The organism is Galactobacter valiniphilus (assembly GCF_003575975.1).
In the GTDB taxonomy this organism is placed as follows: Bacteria; Actinomycetota; Actinomycetes; order Actinomycetales; family Micrococcaceae; genus Galactobacter; species Galactobacter valiniphilus.
This window is the reverse complement of record NZ_QQXK01000028.1, coordinates 11,983-33,840: the sequence shown is the minus strand read 5'-3', so window position 1 is coordinate 33,840 and position 21,858 is coordinate 11,983. Positions and strand designations below refer to the sequence as shown.

18 protein-coding genes and 1 pseudogene are annotated in these 21,858 nt (G+C 71.6%); 11 read left to right on the top strand and 8 right to left on the bottom strand.

The genetic code is table 11. The annotated features are described in order from the left end of the window. Nucleotides 1-167: 167 nt before the first annotated feature. A complete protein-coding gene (locus DWB68_RS12850) occupies nt 168-2,525 on the bottom strand; it encodes an ABC transporter permease (protein WP_199700453.1) in 2,358 nt (785 codons plus the stop codon). A gap of 214 nt (nt 2,526-2,739) precedes the next feature. Between DWB68_RS12850 and DWB68_RS16300 the strand changes: the two genes are divergently transcribed. The 3 genes from DWB68_RS16300 (at nt 2,740) to DWB68_RS12835 (ending at nt 5,132) form a co-directional block, all read left to right on the top strand. After that, nucleotides 2,740-3,405 (top strand): TetR/AcrR family transcriptional regulator, encoded by a 666-nt coding sequence (locus tag DWB68_RS16300; protein ID WP_158588313.1) that lies wholly within the window; start codon nt 2,740-2,742, stop codon nt 3,403-3,405. After that, nucleotides 3,402-4,208: a Rossmann-fold NAD(P)-binding domain-containing protein gene (locus DWB68_RS12840; protein ID WP_119425524.1), complete on the top strand. Its 807-nt coding sequence runs from the start codon at nt 3,402-3,404 to the stop codon at nt 4,206-4,208. Before DWB68_RS16300 ends, DWB68_RS12840 begins: the two co-directional genes overlap by 4 nt. A 264-nt stretch (nt 4,209-4,472) precedes the next feature. Next, nucleotides 4,473-5,132, top strand: a complete 660-nt coding sequence (locus tag DWB68_RS12835) for a hypothetical protein (RefSeq protein ID WP_119425523.1) — start codon at nt 4,473-4,475, stop codon at nt 5,130-5,132. A gap of 182 nt (nt 5,133-5,314) precedes the next feature. On the opposite strand, the gene DWB68_RS12830 is transcribed toward DWB68_RS12835, so the two are convergent. Continuing rightward, nucleotides 5,315-5,878, bottom strand: coding sequence for a tetratricopeptide repeat protein (locus DWB68_RS12830; RefSeq protein ID WP_119425522.1), 564 nt, complete (start codon nt 5,876-5,878; stop codon nt 5,315-5,317). Between the two features lie 2 nt (nt 5,879-5,880). Next, nucleotides 5,881-6,258, bottom strand: coding sequence for a winged helix-turn-helix transcriptional regulator (locus DWB68_RS12825; RefSeq protein WP_119425521.1), 378 nt, complete (start codon nt 6,256-6,258; stop codon nt 5,881-5,883). A gap of 116 nt (nt 6,259-6,374) precedes the next feature. On the opposite strand from DWB68_RS12825, the gene DWB68_RS12820 reads away from it, so the two are divergent. The 3 genes from DWB68_RS12820 to DWB68_RS12810 all read left to right on the top strand — a co-directional run bounded on the left by DWB68_RS12820 (nt 6,375) and on the right by DWB68_RS12810 (nt 8,816). Further along, nucleotides 6,375-7,133 (top strand): NAD(P)H-dependent oxidoreductase, encoded by a 759-nt coding sequence (locus DWB68_RS12820; protein ID WP_119425520.1) that lies wholly within the window; start codon nt 6,375-6,377, stop codon nt 7,131-7,133. Between the two features lie 117 nt (nt 7,134-7,250). Continuing rightward, nucleotides 7,251-8,531: a low temperature requirement protein A gene (locus tag DWB68_RS12815; RefSeq protein ID WP_119425519.1), complete on the top strand. Its 1,281-nt coding sequence runs from the start codon at nt 7,251-7,253 to the stop codon at nt 8,529-8,531. Between the two features lie 69 nt (nt 8,532-8,600). Beyond that, nucleotides 8,601-8,816, top strand: coding sequence for a hypothetical protein (locus DWB68_RS12810; RefSeq protein ID WP_119425518.1), 216 nt, complete (start codon nt 8,601-8,603; stop codon nt 8,814-8,816). Here DWB68_RS12810 and DWB68_RS12805 read toward each other — a convergent pair. After that, nucleotides 8,773-10,047, bottom strand: a complete 1,275-nt coding sequence (locus tag DWB68_RS12805; RefSeq protein ID WP_119425517.1) for an APC family permease — start codon at nt 10,045-10,047, stop codon at nt 8,773-8,775. The genes DWB68_RS12810 and DWB68_RS12805 overlap by 44 nt on opposite strands. A 163-nt stretch (nt 10,048-10,210) precedes the next feature. Between DWB68_RS12805 and DWB68_RS12800 the strand changes: the two genes are divergently transcribed. Further along, nucleotides 10,211-10,738: a GNAT family N-acetyltransferase gene (locus DWB68_RS12800; protein WP_119425516.1), complete on the top strand. Its 528-nt coding sequence runs from the start codon at nt 10,211-10,213 to the stop codon at nt 10,736-10,738. Between the two features lie 247 nt (nt 10,739-10,985). Further along, on the top strand, nt 10,986-13,424 hold the full coding sequence (locus DWB68_RS12795; RefSeq protein ID WP_119425515.1) for an HNH endonuclease signature motif containing protein: 2,439 nt from the start codon (nt 10,986-10,988) through the stop codon (nt 13,422-13,424). 224 nt (nt 13,425-13,648) lie between these two features. Here DWB68_RS12795 and DWB68_RS12790 read toward each other — a convergent pair. Continuing rightward, nucleotides 13,649-13,957: pseudogene (locus DWB68_RS12790) on the bottom strand (MFS transporter); the annotation flags it as partial. Nucleotides 13,958-14,073: 116 nt separating this feature from the next. Continuing rightward, nucleotides 14,074-16,707: an excinuclease ABC subunit UvrA gene (locus DWB68_RS12785; RefSeq protein WP_119425514.1), complete on the bottom strand. Its 2,634-nt coding sequence runs from the start codon at nt 16,705-16,707 to the stop codon at nt 14,074-14,076. Between the two features lie 228 nt (nt 16,708-16,935). On the opposite strand from DWB68_RS12785, the gene DWB68_RS12780 reads away from it, so the two are divergent. From DWB68_RS12780 to DWB68_RS12770, 3 genes are all read left to right on the top strand, one after another. Next, a complete protein-coding gene (locus tag DWB68_RS12780) occupies nt 16,936-17,412 on the top strand; it encodes a PPC domain-containing DNA-binding protein (protein WP_158588312.1) in 477 nt (158 codons plus the stop codon). 163 nt (nt 17,413-17,575) lie between these two features. Then, a complete protein-coding gene (locus DWB68_RS12775) occupies nt 17,576-18,163 on the top strand; it encodes a DUF308 domain-containing protein (protein WP_119425512.1) in 588 nt (195 codons plus the stop codon). Nucleotides 18,164-18,298: 135 nt separating this feature from the next. Beyond that, nucleotides 18,299-18,940, top strand: coding sequence for a DUF1345 domain-containing protein (locus DWB68_RS12770; RefSeq protein WP_119425511.1), 642 nt, complete (start codon nt 18,299-18,301; stop codon nt 18,938-18,940). 102 nt (nt 18,941-19,042) lie between these two features. Here the strand turns inward: DWB68_RS12770 and DWB68_RS12765 are convergent, their stop codons facing one another. Both DWB68_RS12765 and DWB68_RS12760 read right to left on the bottom strand, forming a co-directional pair. After that, on the bottom strand, nt 19,043-20,491 hold the full coding sequence (locus tag DWB68_RS12765; RefSeq protein WP_119425510.1) for a DUF7927 domain-containing protein: 1,449 nt from the start codon (nt 20,489-20,491) through the stop codon (nt 19,043-19,045). A gap of 150 nt (nt 20,492-20,641) precedes the next feature. Further along, entirely contained in the window at nt 20,642-21,559 is a 918-nt protein-coding gene (locus tag DWB68_RS12760) for a GlcNAc-transferase family protein (protein WP_158588311.1), read from the bottom strand. Nucleotides 21,560-21,858: the final 299 nt, after the last annotated feature.

The following is a 21,858-nucleotide window of genomic DNA, read 5'->3' as shown; positions in this document are numbered from 1 at the left end:
GCAATCTCCGCCGGTAGGGTGCCGCGCGGTCCGAGCCGGAGTCGAAAGCGGGAGTCCGGGGGCCGCAGGCGAGGGGAGAAGCGCCACCTCGACCGCAGAGCGCAAAGGGGCGGCCCCGGGGGAATCCCCCGAGGCCGCCCCCTCACCGTTCGCGCGCGTCACCCGCCTCAGGCGTTGACGAGCTCCTTGTCGCCGGAACCGGACCCACCCTCGGGACGGGACGCGGCGCCGTCGGGCACCTCGGCAGCGGCGGCCTCGGCCGCCTCCCGCTCCGCCTTCTCAGCCAGCTCGCGGAAGTGCACCGTCTCCGAACCGTGGGCCGGGACCATGATCACCGGGCTCGTGGTGCGCACGGGCTTGAACTTGTCGATGATCGCGACGAGGACGAGCGAGGCGGCGCCCCACGCCATGACGCACAGCAGGCTCGTGCCGAGCGTGTCGGAACCGAAGTACAGGATCGAGTGGGCGGCCTCGACGGCGGCCGGCATGGGCAGCCACTCGTGCAGGCCACGGAAGAGCTCGGGCTCCATGTAGATGGACAGCGCGCCGTTGGAGGACGGAACACCCAGGAACATCAGCACGCCCACCACGGGGATGATCGCGAGCAGGCCCATGAGGCGCTCGAGCACCGTGGCGAACATCGCCACGCAGAACGTCACCACGACGCCCGTGCCGAGCAGCTGCCAGAAATGCCCGTCGACGGAGCCGGTGAACGGCACGGCGATGAGCCAGATGAGCGCCGACATCGCCACGGAGTAGACGGCCACGATCGGCAGGAGCTTGCGCAGCGGGCGGCTCGCCGGGGCTGCGTTGGCGCCCACCACGATGATCATGAAGCCGGCCATGATCCAGCCCATCGCCACGTAGAGGGTCACGGAGCCCATGGAATCGCGCTCGGGCAGCGGCGCGACGTCGTCGTTGACCACCTCGAGCTGCTGGGCCTGCGCCACCTGCGTGAACACGCGGGTGACGGTCTGCTCGGCGCTGGAGCCCGCGGACTGGTTGGTGATGACGGTGGCCTGCGGGTTCTCGCGGGACGGCAGGACAAACGCGCCGACGATCTCGCGGTCCTCGACCTGCTCGCGGGCCTCGTTCGAGGACTCCACGACACGCAAATCGAACATGTCGCCCAGCCGCTCGTTCATGCCGTCCACGGCTTGCTGAGCCTGCTGCGTGCTGGCGCCCACCACGGCGACGGGCATGTCGCGCGGCGTCGGGGACTGCATGGCGCCGAGCATGCACGAGAGCATGAGCGCGACCATGGCGAACGGGAAGAAGATCAGCGAGGCGTAGCGCCAGAAGCGGGTCTTGGGCCGCGGGCCGCCGTGCAGCGAGGGCATGTTGACCATGACCAGGCCCGGGGTGGGGTTCTTGCGGCGCTTGAGGGCGTCGATCAGCAGGGTCAGTGCCAGGCCGGCCACGGCGCCGATGATCAGGACCAGCAGGTGCGGCCAGGCGCCGTTGCCACCGAAATACAGCACGGAGCGCATGGCCTCGCCGATCGCGGGCGTCGGCAGGAAGGAGTGCAGGAAGACGTAGAACGGCGGCGCCGTGTAGATCGAGATGGAGAGGTTCGAGGCCGGCATGCCGAGCACCATGAGCAGGAACATGGCGGCGAGCACGGCCATGGGGCCCATGATGCGGGTCAGGAAGAGCTGCACGGCGCCGATCGCGAACACACCTAGCGCGGCGATGCCGAACACGGCCCACCCGTCGTCGGAGGACACCACGCCCAGGATCGGCCCGGTCACGAGCCAGGTCAGGCCGGCCACGAGGGCGGCCCAGCCGGCCAGGAGCGGCACGAAGCGGCGGAAGCGCATGAGCGTGGGCGCGTTGGAGAGCGTGATGGACAGCGGCAGGTAGCCGGCCATCACCAGGGCGGTCGCCATGAACATGGCACCGAGGCCCGCGGGGTCGGAGTCCGGCAGCGGCGCCAGGTCCTCGCTCTTGATGCTCAGGCCCGCCTCGATCAGGGAGGGCGTGACGAGCTGGGTGATGGTTGTCGCCTGAGAGGCGCCGGCCGAGGTGGCCGTGTACAGCGTGGCGGTTTCGCCCTCCACGACCACCGCGGCGGCAACCTCGCGGTCGGTCACCTGCCAGCGGGCCTCCTCGGCGTTCTCGGCCGTGGTGGCCTCAACGGCGTCGGGTTCGGAGGACTCGATGGCCTGGCTCAGGGAGGACGCCCCGGCGCCCGCCACCACCACGGGCATGTTGTGCGGCGTGGGGTTGTGCATCGAGAAGAGGTAGCCCCAGATCATCATGCCGACCATGAGGACGGGCATGACGAACATGGCAACGTAGCGGCCGATGGTCTCGGCCTTGGCGCGCTTGGCGGCCGCGGCCGCCTTCTCCCCTTCCATGGGCTCCGCTTCGGGAGCCCAGGCGTCGGCGGGGCCGGTGGCCCCGCTCGTCTCCGCGCGCTCGGCGAGCGCGGTGTCGATGCCCGACGACGCGTCGTCGGCCAGGTGCCTTCCGCCGCCCTCGGGGGGTGAGGACTCCGAGGGGGTGGGTGATGCGTGGGTCAAGACAAGGCTCCTGCTGCGTGTGCGCTCGAGTCGGCGCGGAGATTCGGTATGGCGGCCCGCGAAGGGCAGGAGAACAATTTACGCCACGTGGCGTAAATTTGGATCGTTGAGCCGACAACTGTTGGCAAACGCACAGGAAAGCCGCATCATCAGGGGGGCGGTAGCGTGGGGCGAGACCCGGCGCAGGCCGGGCCGAGGGCCGGAAAAGGAAGCTATGGGACAACACAGCGAGAAGGCGCGCGAGATCCTGCTCGACTCCGCCGAGGAGCTCTTCGCCACCGAGGGCGTGGACGCCGTCTCCAACCGCCGCATCACCGAGCACGCCGGCAGCGCCAACCACTCGGCCATCAAGTACCACTTCGGCGGGCGCGAGGGCCTCATCGTGGCCCTCCTGGGCCGCGGGCGCGACGACATGACGAGGCGGCGGGCCGAGCTCCTCGCTCGCCTCCCGGAGCACCCCACCCTGGCCGACCACATCGCCCCGCGGATCCTGCCGTGGGTGGAGCACCTTGCGTCCCTGCCCGTGCCGAGCTGGCGCGCCCGCTGCCTGCAGCAGCTGGGGGCCCTCCCCTCGGTGCGGGGCGTCATTGCCGACTCCGTGAAGAACAACCCGGGCCTGGCGAGCGCCTTCGAGCACGGCCATCCCGAGCTGGATCACGTCCCGGAGAACCTGCTCAAGGCCCGCTCCGGCGTGCTCGGCGGGATGGTCGTGGGCCTGTGCGCCTCCCACGAGGCGTCGCTCGAGCGCGGCGAGGCCAAGGGCAGCTGGCAGTCGGTCGGTTACTTCCTCATCGACGCGGCGACGGGCCTGCTCGCCGCACCCGTGACGCACAAGGACGACTACATCTCGCCGCCGAGCGACGTGGCGTTCGCGCTGTGAGCCGGGTGCTGCTGATCGGTTGCGGCGCGCTCGGCACGGCCCTCGGAGCGCAGCTGCTGGAGCGCGGGGACGAGGTCGTGGCGGTGCGCCGGGATCCGTCCGGATTACCAACTGACTTTGTGCGGGTCGCGGTGGACCTGGCCGCGGCGCCGCCGGCCGGCGGCCTGCCCGAGGCCGACGCCGCGGTCATCACGCTGCCGCCCATCTCGTTGCCGGACGGCGAAAACGGTGCGGCCGCGGCGCTGCGCCACCTGCGTTCGGCGCTGCCGTCGGTGCCCGCGCGGACCATTCTTGTCTCCTCCACGCGCGTCTTCGACGGGGCGCCCGCGGGCGCCGTGCTGACCGAGGCTGACGCGCCGGTGCCGGGAACCGAGCGGGCCCGCGCCCTCGTGGAGACCGAGGAGGTGGCTCGCGAGCTCTTCGGCGGCACGATCCTGCGCCCGGCCGGGATCTACGGGCCGGGCCGCGACTTCCTGCTTCGCACCGTGAGGGAAGGCCGCCCGGCCAACCATGCGCGCCTGACCAACCGCATCCACGAGGCCGACCTCGTGCGCACGCTCCGCGCCCTGCTGGACGCGAGCCACGCGCCCGCCGTGCTCCACGCCGTCGACCAGGCGCCGGCGCCGCTCGGCGAGGTGCTGGGCTTCCTCGCCCGGCGGCTCGGCGTGCCCGTGCCGGCGGACGCCGGGGGCGGCCCGGACGGCCGGGTGTTCGACGGCGCGGCGCTGCTGGCTTTGCTTGGATCCCTCGAGTTCCCGGGGTATCGGGAGGGCTACGAAGCGATGCTGGAGGCGGCGGCCTAAGCCGACCGCCCGTCGTCGGGCTCCAGACCCCCAGGGCAAAGCGAAGGCCCCGGCGGGGGGTTGCCGGGGCCTTCGCTTGTCATCACTCGCACCCTGTTGAGGATGTCTACGACAGTACGGGGTGGGTCTGAGGATGCACTGTGCGCGCCGTGCCGCTTCCCTGGACAGGGCCAGCGCGGCCCCGCAGCGCCGGATCGACGCTGGCCCTTGCCCTCGAGCGCGCGGACGGCTTGGGTGGAGCCTCCCCCGGACCTTGGAGCAACCATGCCTACCTCCCCCGCCGCCACCGCCAGCGACATCCCGGCACCCCTCGACCTCCCCCTCGGGGCGGCATCCACCTCGCGCGTGCTTCGCACCGCCGGCGCCCTTTTCGCCGGGCGAGGTCTCGGCAACGTCAGCCTCGAACTCCTGGCCGAGGAGTCCGGCACGCCGCTCGACGCGCTCCGCGCGCAGTACCCCACCATCGAGAGCGCCCTGGCCGTCTCCCTGGCCTTCATGAACGTGGGCCTGCAGGACGCCGGTTTCAAGGGGCAGCGGCCGCGGGGCTGGGCCTCGTTCGACGCGTTCACCGCCACGCTCAGCCGCGGCATGAACACTCCAGGCCTCTACCAGCTCTACTCTGATGTGAACGTCGCCGCGGTCGATCCCAAGCATCCGGCCCACGACTGGTTGGTCCAGCACCACGACTTCATCCTTGAGCACATGCGCGTCTCCATCGCGACCGGCATCGAAGACGGGCAGATCCGTGCTGAGGCCGATCCGGAGGAACTGCACCGGCAGCTCACGGTCTTCCTGCTCGGCGTGGTGCCGGCGTGGAGGGTCCTCGGGGAGCGCTTCTCTCTCGAGCAGGCCTTCCTCGAGTTCAAGGAGCTCATGGTGCGCCGCTTTGCCACGCCGGGGTATCTAGCGAGCCGGGCCGCCTGACCCCCGTTCCGCCGTCGTGCCTCGCGGCGCCCCAGTGCACCGAACGCGCCGGGTTGCCGGAGCGCCGGCGCTCGGGCGCGCCGGCTCAAGGCAAAGCGAAGGCCCCGGCTGGGGGAAGCCGGGGCCTTCGCTTGTCATCACTCGCACCCTGTTGAGGATGTCTTCGACAGTACGGGGCGGGCCTAGGTCTGCGCTGTGGGGCCCCTCCGGGGTTCCTCCACGGCCGCCGCCGCCTGCTCGCGGATCCACGCGGCGTTGCCGAGCAGGGCCGGAACGTAACGCCGGATCTCCTCGGCCCCGACGTGTTCGGCCGCCACCTCCAGCAGGGCGGCGACCGCCTCGTCCGACCGCCCGGCGGCGTGAAGCGTGATGGCCTCGAAGGCGCGCAACGAGGCGGAGCCAGGGAACTCGCCGCGGGCCCGCTCGAAGACGGCGAGCGAGGCCTCCAGCTCCCCCAGGTTGCGCAGGGTGGAGCCGTATTGAAGGAAACAACGACGGCGCTCGTCTCCTCCCAGCCCGGCGGCCAGGGCGCGCTCGTAGTAGCCGCGCGCCGTCGCCTCCTCCCCCGCTGTGTCGTAGGCGCCGCCCACCTCGTAGAGCACCCTCGCGCTCTCCGGATACGCCTCGAGGATCGGCAGGAGCGCGGCGATCGTGGGCGCCATGTTGGCGCGGTCGCGCGCCGCCAGCAGGGCCTCGAGGCGTTCGACGACGGCAGGAGGCAGCTTCGGGCGCGGCTCGCCTCCCATGCTCACGCCCCGAGGCTTGCGTCGTCGGCCGCCGGGAGGACCCCGACCGGCTCAGGCTCCGGCAGGTAGGCGGCGCTCCACCGCCCCAGGGCCTCGCCGATCTTCGCCAGCTCCACGCCGGCCTCGGTGAGCGAGTACTCGACGCGGGGCGGCACCTCCGCGTGGGCCACGCGCAGCACCACACCGTCCTCCTCGAGCGCCTGCAGCTGCCGGGCCAGGGTCTTGGCTGACACCGGGCCCACGGCCCGCTGCAGCGCGCCGAAGCGGTGGGTGCCCTCGGCCAGCTTGGAGACGATCGTTAACTTCCAGTCGCCGCCGGCCACCGCGATGCCCACCTCGATGGGGCAGACGGCAAAGGCTCTCCGCACTTGTTCACGCATGACGATGTGCTCCCGCTGAAGGCGCCCGGTCGGGCGCAGGTGGGTGGCCCGTCGGCCACCTGGTGACATCAAAGACCGTACTACCGCGGCCAGCGCGCGCGACCTAGCGTCGAAACATGCGAGCACTCATCGTTTCGGGCGCGCCCTCCGGCGCCTCCCTCACCGCCCGGCTGGCCGACGACGCCGCCGCAACCCTGCGCACTGAAGGCCACGACGTCGACGTCGTGCGGCTCGTTGAGGTGGGCTGGAACCCCGTTCCGGGCCCCGGCGACTACGGCATCGAGGCGTTCACCGGACCGCTGGGCGACGCCGCCGAGGGGGCGCTACTCGCCGGCACCCTGTCCCCGGAGGTACTGCGGCAGCAGGCGCTCCTGGGCGCCGCCGACCTGCTCGTCCTGGTGTATCCGCTGTGGTGGTACGGGATGCCGGCGGTCCTCAAGGGCTGGGTCGACAGGGTCTTCACGCAGGGCTTCGCCTACGGCCTCCACGACGCGGACGGGCAGCCCCGCAAGTTCGGCGACGGCGCCTTTGCAGGCAAGCGCGGTCTCATCGTCACCGCGGCGGGCGATCGCGAGAGCGCCTTCACCCCGCGCGGCGTGACGGGCGGGATCGACGACCTCCTCTTCCCCGTGACCCACGGCTTGCTTTGGTACACGGGCATCGCGCCGCTGAGGCCGCTGACGCTCCTGGGCGTCGACACGCCCCTGTGGGAGGGGTTCGACGCCGCCCGGTCCAGGCTGCGGGAGCGCCTGGTCGGCGTGTGGGAGGAGGAGCCCCTCCCCTTCCGCCGCTTGCTGGAGGATTACGACGGCGCGCGCGTGCTCCGCGCGGACCTCGCGCCGGGGCGGGAGGGCTTCGGGGCGCACCTGCGGTGAGCCGCCGCTCGCGGCGCCACCGTTCCCCCGGCCCCCGCCGAGGCCCTAGTGTTTGTCCCCGGTATCTGACGGCGCGGGGGACGCGCTTGAGAACAGCAGGGGACGAAGGGGAACGCGATGAGCATCGTGGATGGCCACTACAGACACGGACTGCGCCGCATGCGCGGCCGCAGCATCACGGAACACGGGCGGACGGCCACCCCGCTCGAGCTGCTCTTCGACCTGACCTTCGTAGCGGCGTTCGGCGTCGCCGGGAACGAGCTCGCCCATGCCATCGCGGTGGGCCACCCCGGCCCCGGCGCGCTGGGCTTCAGCGCCGCGATGGTCGCGCTGGTCTGGGCGTGGATCAACTTCACGTGGTTCGCCTCAGCGTTCGACACCGACGACTGGCTCTTCCGCGCCCTGACCATGGTGCAGATGGTCGGCGTGATCGTCCTGGCGATCGGCCTTCCAGCCATGTTCGCCTCGATCGACCACGGCGAGGTGTTCGACAACCGCGTCATGGTGGCCGGCTACGTCGTGATGCGCGTTGGCCTCATCCTCCAGTGGCTGCGCGCCGCCACGTCGGATCCGACGTACCGCGTCGCGGCGCTGAGCTACGCGGGGTTCGTGGGTGCCGCGCAGATCGGCTGGATCGTCGTGGCGATCGTGCCGTTCACGGTTCCCCAGGCGACCGTGGCGTTTGTCATCCTCATGCTCATCGAGCTCGGCGGCCCCATCACGGCCGAGATTAAGGGCGCGAAGAAGGGCGGCGGCGCCACCCCGTGGCACCCGCATCACATCGCCGAGCGCTACGCCCTGCTCGCGATCATCGCGCTCGGCGAGACGGTCTTCGGCACGCTCGCCTCCGCCACGGAGATCTCCACCGCGCAGGGCTGGAGCTTTGACGCGATCGTGGTGGTCGCCTCCGGCATCGCCCTCTCCTTCGCCATGTGGTGGACGTACTTCCTGGTCCCGCACGGCGAGGTGCTCGCCGCCCGCCGCACCAAGGCCTTCCCGTGGGGCTACGGTCACATCGTGCTCTTCGGCGCCATCGCTGCGGTCGGCGCGGGGCTGCACGTGGTCGGCTACGCCTACGACGAGCACTACCACCTGAGCTCCACCACGGTCACGCTCTCCATCGCGATCCCCGTGCTGCTCTTCTTCGTCTCCCTCTACCTGCTGCACTCGTGGCTCATCTCGCACTTCACAAGCAACGCCCCGCTGCAGGCGATCGTGTTGCTGCTGCCGGTCGCGGCCGTGGGCCTCTCGCTGCTGGGCGCGCCCCTCTGGGTCTCGATCCTGGTGGTGCTCGCGGCCCCGATGCTCATCATCGTGTCCTACGAGCTCGGCGCCTGGCGTGCCCTGGACGCGGCGCTGGCCAGGGCCACCGCCCCGGTGCCCGACGGCGCGCGCTAGGTAGTGCGCCTCATCGCGCCTTGCGCCGGTGCGCGCGGGCCCGCGTTCGCGCGAAGGCCCCGGATTGACGTGACCCTCGAGCTCATCGCCGAGGAGGCCGGGGTGGACCTGGCGACGGTCACGGAGGAGTTCCGCGGCATGGTGCAGGGCACCGCGACGCCCGTAGGCCTCTACCCCGTTGACCTGCTCTTCTCCGAAGAAGTCCCGCTGGAGAGCACCATGGACGGGCTCCTCGACTGCCTCAAGGCGCGGTACGCGACGCCCGAGTACCTGACCCGCCGCTGAGCCGCAGCCGAGCCCAGCGGTAGACCAGCCCCACGGCGAGGACGCCGATCGCCCCGAGCCAGGAGGCCGGCGGCAGGGCAAACGCCAGGGCGAGGCAGCCCACCGCGCCGAGCGCCTGCAGGGCGCGGGGGTAGCGCCGATGCTCGGGCGTCTGCGTCCACGCCGCCGCGTTGGCGACGAGGTAGTAGAGGAGCACGCCGGCGCTCGAGAAGCCGATCGCCCCGCGCACATCGCTCACCAGGATGACGGCGCAGACCACGGCGCCGAGCAGCAGTTCCGCGCGGTGCGGCGTGCCGAAGCGCGGATGCACGGCGGCGAGCCAGCGCGGAAGATCGTCCTCGCGCGCCATCGCGAGGCTCGTGCGCCCGATGCCGGCGATGAGCGCGAGGAGCGCGCCCAGGGCCGCCGCGACGGCGCCGATCGTGACGGCGATTCCCGACCATGCGGCGTCGGGCATAGAAGCGACGGCGGCCAGCGGGGCCGCCGATCCGGCGAGGCCCGACGGGCCGAGCGCGCGCAGCGCGGTGACGGCCACGAGCGCATACACGCCGAGCGCCAGGAAGAGCGCTAGCGTGATCGCGCGGGGGATGGTGCGGGCCGGTTCGCGCACCTCCTCGCCCATCGTGGCCAGGCGCGCATACCCGGCGAACGCGAAGAACAGGAAGGCGGCGGCCTGGAGCACGCCGGGCAGGGAGGGCACGACGTCGCTCGCCTGGGCCGGAGCGGCCGGCCGGTTCCAGCCGATCACCACCACGACGGCGAGCGCCGCGAGCGTGAGCGCGAGCAGCACCTTGGTGGCGAGGGCCGTGCGGGTGATGCCGAAGACGTTGATGAGGCTGAGGGCAGCGACGGCCGCGCATGCGAGCGGTTTCTCCCAGCCGGGCGGGGCCAGGTACGCGGAGAAGACGAAGCCCATCGCTGCGGCCGAGGCTGTTTTGCCGATGACAAACGCCCACCCGGCGGCGAAGCCGAACCACTCCCCCAGGCGCTCGCGGCCGTAGACGTATGTGCCGCCCGAGGTGGGGTACTGCGCGGCGAGCTGAGCCGAGGAGGTGGCGTTGCAGAAGGCGACAATGCCGGCCACGGCGAGGCCCGCGAGCATCCCCCAGCCGGCCGCTGCCGCCGCGGGGCTCAGCGCCGAGAAGATGCCGGCGCCGAGCATCGAGCCCAGGCCGATCGCTACGGCGTCGAGGGGGCCGAGGCGGCGCTGCAGGGCGGGCGACTGGTTCATGCCGGTGAGCGTACGTGTCGATGATGAACGGAGGGTGACGCGGTGAGCGAGCCGTGTCCGCGGGGGCTCGCGCGGCGACGCCCGGCATCCGCCGGCGCTGGCCCCGACCTCCCGGTACCCGTCGGTGCTTGGCGCCGGGCGGGCCGGGTGCGACAGTGTCCGCATGCATCCGGACTCGGCCCTCCCGCTGGTGACGCCCCGCCTGGTCCTGCGGCGCCGCGTGCCGGGGGACGCCGCCCTCGTGCATGCCCTCTGGGAGGAGCGCGATCCGCGCGTCCCGGCGCATCGGCGCCTCGACGCGGAGGGGCATCCGAGCGAGGCCGAGCTCGCGGAGGCGATCGCGCTGGAGCCCGTGGAGGCCGGGCGAGGGCTGCTCAGCGTGATGACGCGGCACGACGGCGCCGTGATCGGCTACTGCGGCCTGCTCGCCGGGGGCGTGCCAGAGCGGCCGGAGGCCGTGGAGATCTCGTACGAGTTGCTCGCCTCCGTGCGGGGGCGCGGCTACGCGACGGAGGCGGCGCGCGCCGTGCTGGCGTGGGGCGAGGCGTCGGGGCTCGGGACGGTATGGGCCACGGTGCGCGAGTGGAACGAGGCCTCGCTCGGGGTGGCCTCGCGGCTCGGGTTCGAGCGCACCGGCGTGGTCGAGACCGACGCCGACCACGGCGACAGCCTGCTCCTGCGGAGGGGCTGAGGGGCGCCGCAAGGCGAGTTTGGGACCGCCGCCGGGACCGGGGGCCGCGCCGGGCGTCAGACTCCGCCCACTGACTCCGACACCGGACCCTTCGCCGCACGCCCGCGCCCCCGCGCTCCCCTCAAACATTCTTCGCAAATACCTTTCGACGAAGGCTCGATTCGGGCCGTTTTGAGGGACTTCTTGTCAGGGGGTGGGCCCACGCTGGATCGAAGGCAAGGCTTCTCAGTGCTGAGGGGGGTGGACCATGGCGGATCAGCCATTCGGGCGCGAAACGGCGCCCGCGGTGCTCGCACTCCGGCGCGTGGCCGCCGCTCCCCCGGAGGAGTTCGCCGCGGTGCTCTCCCCCGCCGAGGAGCGGGCCTGGACCGGTCTGCTCGCGCGCTTCCTCGCGGATTGGCAGGGGGCCCAGGTCAGCCAGCCGGTGCGCCCGGCCCCAGAGGAGGCCGAGCCACGTCCCGAACCCGTGTCGCCCAGTGGCCGCGCGGCAGCCGTGGAGTCTCTCGGAGCAGCTGCCCAGGGCGCGTCCGTGGCGCTGGCCACCGTCCAGGAGCATTCGGCCTCTCTGACGCCGAGTGAGCTGCGGGATGCCCTGTCCGCGCTCGGCGCGCTGACCCGCACCGTCGCCGGCCTGCAGACGGCCGTCGCCCGGGAACTCCTGGTGCGCCCGCCGTCGACCAGCGCGGGGCCCCTTCACAAGCAGCTGGGCTACCCCTCCGTCCGGGTGACCTTGGAACACGTGCTCGGGCTCGGCACGGCGAGCGCCCATGCCCTCGTTGACATCGCGGAGTCCACCGCGCCCCGCCAGGGCTTCTCGGCCGGGGAGCTCCCGCCGCGCTATCCGGTGCTCGCAGAGGCAGTGCAGTCCGGGGAGATCAGCGCTGAGCAGGCCCGCACCATCACGCAGGGCCTCCCGAGCGATCACCGGCGCCTGGACCCCGAGGCCCTCGCGGCCGCGGAAGCCGCACTGGTGGGAGCGGCCACGGCTGGCGCCCACGGCACCATGCCGGAGGCCGTCGCCGAGGCCCTGAACCAAGCAGGCCGCGCATCCGGCTCGCCCGGCGAAGGTGGCTCGGCCGGCGAAGGTGGCGCAGCCGGACATGACGGCGCCGGCGGCACCCCGGGCTCCCCCGGCACCCCCGGTGGTAGCGGAGCTGCTTCACGCGGCCTCGTGACGCCGGTGGCCTCGGGCCGCGGTAGCCTGGACGCTCACCGGCTCCGCCCCGTCGCGCTGCGGGACCAGGCCAAGCTCTGGGCGGCGTTTCTGGACCCGGACGGCCTCGAGCCCGACGAGCGCAAGCAGCGCCAGGCCCGGTACCTGCACCTCACGCAGCAGGCCAACGGCATGTGGCGGCTCAGCGGCCTGGCCCCGGCCTTCGAGGGCGCGCAGTTCAAGACCCTGCTGGACGCCATGACCTCGCCGAGCGCCCAGCGCGAGACCGCGCCCTCACCCGAGCAGGGCACCGGCCCCGCCACTGACGCCGCGCCAACCTCCGCGCAAGCGGGCAACGACGGTCGGACCGCCGCCCAGCGCCGCTTCGACGCCCTGGCCGCGGTCGTCGCGCGGTACGCGGCCGGATCCGATGCCCCGAGCGTCGGGGGCGCCGCTCCCACCCTCTTGGTGCTCACCACCGCGACCGCGTTCGCTGCCGCTGCGGGCGACGACCCCACGGAGGCCACCAACGACACCGCAATCGGTTCCCCGGAAGAGCATCCCCCTGGCCAACCGCCGGCTGGGGCCTGGTCACCACCAGTGCCTTCAGGTGGTTTCTGGTCCCCTCCGAGGGCGGACCGATCGGAGTGCACCTCCGGTGAAGCGTCCGGCACCCTCTTCGACGGACCCTCCGGCGACAGCACCGGCCACGCGCCTCCGAGCGGCGACCCCAGCAAAGCGAACCGGACGAGCAGACCCCACGGACCAAGCCTGACCGGCGGACCGGACGAAACGCGTGGCTCCCCCGCACCTCCACCCAGCACCTGGGCCGCCCCGGAGCACACGGGGCTCGGGCCGGACCCGGACGACCCCTTCGACCCCCGCAACTTCGCGGGAGCCGGGTGGACAGCCGAGTGGAACCAGGCGAGCGACAGCTGGGCCGGGGACAACGCCCCGGCCGATGAGCCCGATCCCTTCGATCCGGCAACCTTCGCCGATCGCGGGTGGGGTGCGCTCCCTGAAGAGCCAGCCGCAGCCGGAAGCCCAAGCGAACTCGACTCGGACCTCCGACAGGCACCAGGGCGGAGCCCTGCCTTGGAGGGCCCGGCGGGACAACGGGCTCCCGCGCTTCCGAACCCGCAAGTGCACGCACCGTCCGCGAAGGCCGTTCCCATCGATCCGCTGCGCGCCGTTCTGGGCGTCGCGGCCTGGATGCCGCACACGCAGCAGCTCGTCTCGCTCACCCGTGTGGCCCACCTGGTCTGCGGCGGCGCCGTGCAGTTCATGGCCTCGGACGAGGCCGGGCACCCGCTCCGGCTCGGCCGCGCTCAGCGCCTCTTCTCCACGCACCAACGCAAGGCACTCATGGCCCGCGATCTGCACTGCCAAGCGCCGGGCTGCGCGCTCCCGGCCGCCTTCTGCGAGGCCCACCACCTGGACCCGTGGCGCCTGGGCGGCCCCACCGACGTCGAGCAGGCCGTGCTGCTCTGCCCCTTCCACCATCACCTGGCCCACCAAGAACACGGCTTGTAACCCCAGGTGCAGCTGCCCGGCGCCTCGGCCCGCGGGGACCACGCTCACCCAAGCACGGACCCGAACCCCGGCCGCGGCGCAATGGCCCGCCGGCCCAGCGGCCCACCCGCTCGGACCGCCCGCCACACGCGAAAGCGGGGCGGGGAACCACCGGTCCCCCGCCCCGCCCATGTCGCCGCGCCGCTCCTGCCCATCAGCTGTGAGCCGCGCGGTCGCGCCTCAGATCAGACCCGCGCCGCTTCAGGCGCCGGGGACATCACGAGGGCGCCGGTCTCCTGCTCCGCCTGGTTGGACGGAGAGAGGTTGATGCCGCTGCGGTCGCGGACGAGGGACACGGCGATCAGCGAGATCACCGTCATGCCGGCGATGTACGCGGCCACCGAGTTGATGTAGCCTGTGGCCTGCACGAGCGCCGTGGCGATCATCGGGGCGAACGCGCCGCCCAGGATCGCGCCGAGGGCGTAGGAGATCGAGACGCCGGAGAAGCGCACCGAGGCCGGGAACATCTCCGAGTACAGCGCGGCCTGCGGGCCGGTTCCGCTCGCGAGCTGCGCGCAGCTGCCGCCGTCGCGGCCTGAGCCGCCCCAAGCGACGACGCCGCGTGGTCGGCCCACCCGGGCCGGTCACGCGGCGTCGTGCGTCCAGGCGCTTAGCCGCCCACCCCGAGGTGCGCGCGTAACCACGGAGCGATGACGGAACCCTCGGTACCGGGAGCGCCGGCGAGCACCTGCCGCACCGTCCCCTCGGCGATGATGCGGCCACCCTGGTCCCCGCCGCCGGGGCCCACGTCGACGATCCAGTCGGCGTTGGCGATGAGGTCGAGGTCGTGCTCGATCACGATGACCGTGCCGCCCGCGGCCACGAGGCTGCGCAGCACGCCCACGAGCGTGGCGACGTCCCTCGGGTGCAGGCCGATGCCCGGCTCGTCGAACACGAAGATCCCGCCGTCCTGACCCCGCCCCAGCTCGGTCGCGAGGCGCAGCCTTTGGGACTCCCCGCCGGAGAGTGCGGGCGTTGCCTCGCCGAGGGTCAGGTAGCCGAGGCCCACCTCGATGAGCGAGCGCAGGGTCTTGCGGCCCTTGGCGCTGCCGGTCCAGTTCGCCTCGGCGTCCTCGATGGTCTGCTTGAGGAAGGCGGCGACGTCGAGGCCGTCCAGCAGCACCTCGCGCGTCTGGTCGGTGTAGCGCAGCCCGTGGCAGACGGGGCAGACCATCTCCAGGTCCGGCAGGTATTGCAGGTCGAGCGAGAGCTCGCCGAGGCCCTCGCACTCGGGGCAGCGCCCGCCCTTGGCGGTGTTGTAGGAGAACCAGCTAGCACCCCAGCCCCGGGCCTTCGCCTCGTCCGTGGCGGCGTAGCGCTTGCGCACCTCGTCGAAGACGCCGCTGTAGGTGGCCGGGGTGGAGCGGGCGTTCGCGCCGATGGGCGTCGAGTCCGCCACGACGAGGCGCGTCAGCCCCGGAACGCTCAGCGACTGCACCCAGGCCGGCTTGCGTGCCTCACTGAGCATGGACTCGATGCCCGGCACGAGCGAGTCGACGATCAGCGCTGACTTTCCGGCCCCCGAGACCCCCGTGATGACGCTGATTCGGCCGAGCGGGAGGCGCAAATCAATGTCCCGCAGCGACAAGTATTCCGACACGCGCATGTTCAGCCATTCGCTCTCCGGAGGCGGCGCGAGGGACGGGCCGAGCACCACCGACGCGCCACCAGCGAGGTACGGCCCGGTCACCGAGTGCGGGTCCGCCTCGAGCTGGGCCGGCGTGCCCTGTGCCGTGATGGTGCCGCCGTGGCGGCCGGCGCCCGGGCCCACCTCGATGAGCTGGTCGGCCGCCTTGAGCACGGCGACGTCGTGGTCCACCACCACGAGGGAGTTCCCCTGCTCCACGATGGAATCCATGACCCCCACGAGCCCCGCCACCGCCTCGGGGTGCAGCCCCACGGTCGGCTCGTCGAGGACGTAGAGCATGCCGGTGGTCCTGCGCATCGCGGTGGCGGCGAGCTCCATGCGTTGCCGCTCGCCCGTCGAAAGCGTCTCGCCGCGCCGGTCCGGGGAGAGGTAGCCGAGACCCAGACGGAGCAAGGGCTCGACGGCGCGGAGCAGCTCCGCGCCCAGGTGGGCGGCCGGCTCCTGGTTGAGTGCCGGGAGATCGGCGGCGGCCGGGGGCTCGGAGTCGCCTGGCGCGAACGGGACGGGAGATCCGGCCGCTCCGGCCGGGGCACCGCCATCGTGCCCAGCGCCGGAGGTGCGGGGCGCATCCGAGCCTTCGGAGGCGGCGTCGCGCAGTTCCTGGCTGAAGCCCGGCAGGGCCTCGAGCGGCAGCGCGAGGAGCTGCGGCAGGGTGCGGCCGAGCAGCGTGGAGGTGCGGGCGGCGGGGCCCAGGCCGGAGCCCCCGCACTCGGAGCAGGGCGCCCAGATCAGGAAGCGGTCGGCGCCGTGGCGCTCCCCAGAGGACCGCGCGCTGGTGCCGAGGCTCAGCACGGATTGCACGGCCGACTCGTAGACGGCGTCCATCTCGAAGGCGCGGCCGTTCTTGCTCGTGATGACCACGTGGCGCTTGGTGGTGGGGCCGTCCAGGACGATCTCCTGCTCGCGCGGCGTGAGCTCCTCGAACGGAACGTCGGTGCGCACCCCGAGCTCCTTAGCGACCACCGGCATGTGCTTGCGCCCCGTGAGGCGCCAGGGCGCCACGGCGCCCTGGTCCAGGGTCAGGCTCGGGTCGGGGATGAGCGCGCCGCGATCCACCTCGGAGACCTGCCCCAGCCCCTGACAGCGAGGGCAGGCCCCGAGGGACGCGGAGGAGAAGGACTCCGCGGAGGGCAGATGGAACTCGAGCCCGTCCACGGGGCAGACGAGGCGCTCCGAGGCCCAAGCCGCCGGCGTCGCCGCGACGGGGTGGCCTTCGGGACACAGGTGCGAGCCGAGGCGGCTCATGCTCAGGCGCAGCACGGCGCCGACCTCGGAGAGCGTCGCCACGGAGGAGCGCGGGCCGGGCGCCGGCGGGCGCTGGCGCAGGGCCAGCGCGGCCGGCACATGCTCCACGGAGTCGACGCGCGGCGCCTGGGCCTGGTTGATGCGGCGGCGCTGGTAGCTGGAGAGGCCGTCGAGGTAGCGCCGCGAGCCCTCCGCATAGAGCACCCCGAGCGCCAGCGAGGACTTCCCCGAGCCGCTCACGCCCGTCACGCCGACAAAGGAGTTCAGCGGGACGTCGACGTCCACGTGCTTGAGGTTGTTGACCCGCGCACCGCGGACCTCGATGTTTGCCGGCTGCTTGCGCTTCCCCATGGCACGAAGCCTAGGGCCCAACGGCGCCGGCTCGCCCGGGTGGGCCCCGCGGCGACCCGAGCCACCCGCGCCCCGTGGGGCCGTCGCCTCACCCCCCGGTGAGGCGACGGCACGGCCTCACGTCACCACGCGCCGTCGGGCAGTGATTGACTCTCCCCGCCTTCCGGGCCACGATGAGGGTTCACCCGACTGATGCGCCAGCGTGCGCAGAATCGGAGGACGGCTGACATGCAGCCCACCGGACAGCACCCCACCCCCGCCCCCGCCGTGCACGGCGCCACCTGGTCAGCGCGCCACATCGGCGGCCCCAACCACGTGGTCAGCGTGAAGACGGGCGAGGAGGTCATCGCGGCGCTGACGGACTTCGCAGTAACCCAAGGCATCCGCGGCGGCGCCATCCGCGGGATCGGCGCGGTCGGCCGCGCCACCCTCCTCTTCCGCGACCCGGACGCCCTCACCTACGTGGACCGCGAGTTCGACGAGCAGATGGAGATCGCGGGCCTGCAGGGCAACATCGCGGTCAAGGGCGAGACGACGCTCATCCACATCCACACCACGCTGGGCCGGCAGGACTACTCGGCGATCGCCGGGCACCTCAAGGAGGCCTGGGTGCGCGGGGCCGGCGAGTTCTTTGTGACCGTGTCCGAGGTGCCGCTCGAGAAGGAGCTGGACCCCGAACTCGGGCTGAACATCTTCTGCCTCTAGCGCGCCGCCCGCACCCTGCCGGGAGCCCAGGAGGGGCCAGACGAGGCGCTGACGAACACGAACGCCATGTGACAAGAAACGGCAAACCCTTCCACGCCGCTCGCGAGCGGCCTAGGGTCGGGGCGAAGACTGCACATCGCCCCCGACAAGTTTTGGAGTCATCATGTCGCTTCCCACCTCAAACACCCCCCTGGCCGACCTCGCCGACGACCTCCGCAAGACCGGCTTCACCTGGCTGCTCGTCAAGGGCATCCTCGGCGTGATCCTGGGCCTCATCCTGTTCCTCGCCCCGGGCATCGGCGGCACGGCGATCGCGATCGTGGTCGTCTACTCGCTTGCCTTCTGGCTCATCCTGGACGGCTTCGCGACGAGCTCGCTCGCCTGGCGCCAGAAGCGCGAGGGCCTCAAGGGCTGGGGCTGGGCGCTCACGAGCGGCATCGTCTCGATCATCGCCGGCCTCCTGGCCGTCATCTTCCCCGTCTCCACTGGTGCCTTCATGGGCGTGCTCTTCTTGTGGTTCATGGTGATCGGCCTGATCGGGCGCGGCATCGCCGCCCTCGGCGACCGCTCGCTGGGCGGCTGGAGCATCGCCCTTGGCATCCTCGACATCATTATCGGCATCTGGTTTGCCGTGGCGCTGTTCACCGGCCCGGCCGGCATGATCATTGCCGCCCTGTGGGTGGCGGGCATCTACGGCGTGGTGTTCGGCATCGCCTCGATCGTTCTGGCGTTCAAGGTGCGCAAGGCCTGATGCGCCGCCCGCCGCGGACGGCGGGCCAAACACCCAAGGCGGGGCACGACGTCGTGCCCCGCCTGCGTCTGTCACCGCGCCTCGGGCGCGGGGCACGGCCCGGCACATAGGGTGGCGTCGACGAAGGGGGAGCGCGTGAGCGAACGTGGATTGAGCGGTTCGAGTGCCTGGACCCGGCTGGCCGCGGCCGTGGCGGCAGGGGTGATCGGCGGCGTCCTCGTGGGCGTGCTGACGGGCTGGACCTGGGGAGTCTTGACCGGCCTGGCCCTGGGCGGCGTGACCTTCTCGGTGCTGGCGTGGGTGCACATGTGGCCCATGGACGCCGCGCTCACCAAGGCGCACGCGGAGCGTGACGAGTTCCGCCCGGCGGCCGAGGAGCTGGCCATGGCGGCGGCGGTGACGATCGGCATCGCCGCGACGTTTGTCATCGGCGCCGTGGGGACGGGCAACGCGCAGAAGGGCGCCGGGATCCTGGCGCTCGTGGCCGTGCTGGCGCAGTGGTTCAGCCTGCACGCGATGTACGCGGCGCGGTACGCGTACGAGTACTACGACGACGTGGACGGCGGCATCGACTTCAACGACAAGGAGCTGCCGCGCTACAGCGACTTCCTCTACTTTTCATACAACCTCGGCATGACCTATCAGGTCTCCGATACCTCGGTGACATCGAGCCGCATCCGCGCCGTGGTGCTGCGGCACTGCCTGCTCTCGTTCCTGTTTTCCCTCACCATCCTGGCCACCGCGATCAACGTGGTCGCCGGGATCGTGCTGGGCTAGCCGGCTCCAGAGGTCGACGACATCACGGTGCGGGCCGGGCCGCGGAAGTGATGCTCGCGGCCCGGCCCGGGCGCCTGGTCTGGGAGAGGCGCCCTCGTGCGGCTAGTGCCTGCGCGCCCCGCGGCGCGCCACCGCAGCGATGAGCACACCGCCCAAGGCCACGGCCAAACCTCCGGCCCACAGCAGCGGCGCCGGAACGCTAGCGCCGGTCCTGCTCAGGGTGGGAGTGGGATCGGCGGCCTGCGGGGCGCCGTCCTCGGAAGAGTCATCGTCCGAGGAGTCCCGGCCCGAGGACGGGGCCGGCGTCGACTCCTGGTCATCGGTGCCTGAGTCGTCGTCGCCGTCGGAGCCGCCCTCGCCTCCGCCCTCGTCGGAGGGGCTCGGCGACGGGCTCACAACGGGCTTCACCGGCGGCTTGACCTCCTCCTCCGAGGGCTCGCCCACGGCCACCGAGGCGTCGGCGCAGTCATCGGTGAGGGCCGGGTTCCTCCCCGTGACGCAGACGCTGTTGACCAGCTCATCGTCAGACGAGGTTCCGTCATAGCTCACTGTGTACTTCAGCGACAGCGACTCCACCGGCTGGCCGGTGGTGGGATCGGTGGGCCACTCCCCCGACACGACAAAGCCCTGGTCCGTCACGGAGGCGTTGGCGGAGAGCCCCTGGGGCAACTCGATGTCGTCTGCCGTGAAGCGTTCGGCGTCCTTCAGGACGTCGCTCATGTCGTCCGTGAGCGTGAAGGACCGTGCTTCGGCGCCGGGGATGCGGCCCACCTTGACCGTGTAGGTGACCTCGTCGCCCTTGTCCTTGACCTCGGATACGTCCGCCGTCTTGAAGACGTCGAAGGAGGCGGGTTCCACGGGGATGGTGACGCTCGTGTCGAACTCCGCGCCGTAGGCGAAGTAGGGCTGGATCATGTAAGCGCCCAGGACCGGGACATCGTTACCCTCACCCGTGTAGGTGGCGCTGAATCGGATACGGGTATCACTGACGTTGTCGTGCATGCGCAGGGTTCCGCGCAGCACGCCGTTCGCCAGCGTCAGGTTTTCGATGGGGGTGCCTTCGACTGTGAAATCCGACAAGGAAAGGGACTCAACGTCATCCAGCAGGTCGCGCAAGCGGAGCTCGAAGGTCGCAACGCCTGGATACCCGCGTTCGGTCATCTTGGCGCCGGGAAGCTGCACCGGGTACGGGTTGAAGGGTTTCGGCGCCTGCCGGAAGGCAGCGAGGAAGTCGATCCGATCCCCCACCCTCCGCACCGATGAAACCGAGTGGAAGAGGTCGATAAAGACACTGTCTGCGGGAACGTCATACCTCGTGATGCCCGTCGTGCCGTTGTAGAGGTTTCCGTTGGGATCTTCCATGAACCATGGGAGCGTCGCGTAGTCCATGTCGACCCAGTGCTCAGATTCGCTCACCCCCGTCCAGCCCGACGGCGGGGTCAAGGGATCGGAGCTCGCCGCGTGCGCTGGGGTCGCTCCGGCGCCCACCGTCGCCAGGAAGACGAACCCTGCGGCGACGCCGCAGCCGAGCTTGTGAGCGGAGGAAGGCATGGGAGTGACCTGTTCGTTCGAGTTCCGACGCCGGCCCAGCACCGGACGGAAGGCCACTCGACCCAGCCGGGCATGGGGCGCCGAGCGATATCTTTCTAAGTCAACATTCCACCATGCATTCAATGTGACTATCAATCGTTTTCTTTGCCGCTATTTCATGACATAGTCCGGCAACTCAAATCCATCAAAGCGATACTCACGAAGAAGCTTCACAAAGCCCTCCCGGCTGCGCCGGGTTCCGTGGGCAACGTGCTGCGGCGAGCCGAGAATGTCCTTGGCCACGCGGTTGCTCTCCTCGAGCGCGGCCCAGAAGGACGCCCACAACCCGCGCGACTCCCGGAAGTCGGCGAACGGGGTGTGCGCCTCGCCGTTCCAGTTTTTGTCCTTCGCATACCGATGGAAGAGCGGAATCTCGGCCGGCACGACTACATCAAATCCGTGCGTGAAGAGACGCAGTGAATGCACCGTCACGTCGCCGATCAGGACCTCGGGCTGGGCCGGGACCTCCGTCGTCGAGCACCCGGCCCCGAACTGGAAGCAACCTCCCACCAGCAGGCCCCTACTGAAGGGGGCCACCTCGGGGCCGCCCGTGATGGCCGGAAGGCCGTGCTGATCGATGCCCTGGACCACGATCGCGTGCGGCACCGCCGGGTTGGCCGTCACCGCGCCCGCGGCGTCCACCCGGTAGGGCCCGGGATAGGTGGACAGGACGGCCCGCTCGTTGCCGAGCGAGTCCCACTGCCGGATCAGGTTCGCGTCCCAGCCCCGCACAAAGCGCATGTGGGCGTCGATCTGCAGGGTGAAGTCCTCGCCGTCGTACATCTCGTCGCTCGCGCGGCGCGCCCGCCCCAGCCCGCGGCTCTCCCGCCACGGGATCTCGAGGATTCGCGCACGGGGATCGGCCCGCACGGGGTCCAGGATTCGCTCGGTGGCCTCGTCGAACTGGTTGACCACGGCAAAGCGAATGTTCTCCGGGTGGCTCGCCTGCTGCAGGGCCGCCGCCATGGTGAGGATGAGTTCGTGGTCTCGGAAACTGGCGATCTTCACCAGGATGGTTCGCTGTTCCATGCCTACCATTTCGTGGGATCCGGGGGTGTGGCAAGTATCCGACACCCCAGGCAGGCTCACGCAATGGGCGCCCACCGTGCACCGGCCCCATGACGCGAGCCGGAGTCCAGCCGCGTGAACGGGCGTGACGCCGGCCTGGGTGCGCCCTGCGCTCTCCCGGCGAAGACCCGACGAGAGTCCCGTAGGCGCTGCACGGGCGCCGACACCCCCTCCGGCCCGCAGTCACTGGCGAGACGCCGGCTTCCCCCGGGCCGCACCGGTGGGTTACCCCGAGGAAATCATGCAAGCTTCAAGTGTCA

Excerpts from the sequence above, each read along its gene's own strand:
- DWB68_RS16300 (WP_158588313.1), top strand. The coding sequence starts at position 2,740 with ATGGGACAACACAGCGAGAAGGCGCGCGAGATCCTGCTCGACTCCGCC.
- DWB68_RS12835 (WP_119425523.1), top strand. The coding sequence starts at position 4,473 with ATGCCTACCTCCCCCGCCGCCACCGCCAGCGACATCCCGGCACCCCTC.
- DWB68_RS12830 (WP_119425522.1), bottom strand. The coding sequence starts at position 5,878 with ATGGGAGGCGAGCCGCGCCCGAAGCTGCCTCCTGCCGTCGTCGAACGC.
- DWB68_RS12825 (WP_119425521.1), bottom strand. The coding sequence starts at position 6,258 with ATGCGTGAACAAGTGCGGAGAGCCTTTGCCGTCTGCCCCATCGAGGTG.
- DWB68_RS12820 (WP_119425520.1), top strand. The coding sequence starts at position 6,375 with ATGCGAGCACTCATCGTTTCGGGCGCGCCCTCCGGCGCCTCCCTCACC.
- DWB68_RS12815 (WP_119425519.1), top strand. The coding sequence starts at position 7,251 with ATGAGCATCGTGGATGGCCACTACAGACACGGACTGCGCCGCATGCGC.
- DWB68_RS12805 (WP_119425517.1), bottom strand. The coding sequence starts at position 10,047 with ATGAACCAGTCGCCCGCCCTGCAGCGCCGCCTCGGCCCCCTCGACGCC.
- DWB68_RS12800 (WP_119425516.1), top strand. The coding sequence starts at position 10,211 with ATGCATCCGGACTCGGCCCTCCCGCTGGTGACGCCCCGCCTGGTCCTG.
- DWB68_RS12795 (WP_119425515.1), top strand. The coding sequence starts at position 10,986 with ATGGCGGATCAGCCATTCGGGCGCGAAACGGCGCCCGCGGTGCTCGCA.
- DWB68_RS12785 (WP_119425514.1), bottom strand. The coding sequence starts at position 16,707 with ATGGGGAAGCGCAAGCAGCCGGCAAACATCGAGGTCCGCGGTGCGCGG.
- DWB68_RS12780 (WP_158588312.1), top strand. The coding sequence starts at position 16,936 with ATGCAGCCCACCGGACAGCACCCCACCCCCGCCCCCGCCGTGCACGGC.
- DWB68_RS12775 (WP_119425512.1), top strand. The coding sequence starts at position 17,576 with ATGTCGCTTCCCACCTCAAACACCCCCCTGGCCGACCTCGCCGACGAC.
- DWB68_RS12765 (WP_119425510.1), bottom strand. The coding sequence starts at position 20,491 with ATGCCTTCCTCCGCTCACAAGCTCGGCTGCGGCGTCGCCGCAGGGTTC.
- DWB68_RS12760 (WP_158588311.1), bottom strand. The coding sequence starts at position 21,559 with ATGGAACAGCGAACCATCCTGGTGAAGATCGCCAGTTTCCGAGACCAC.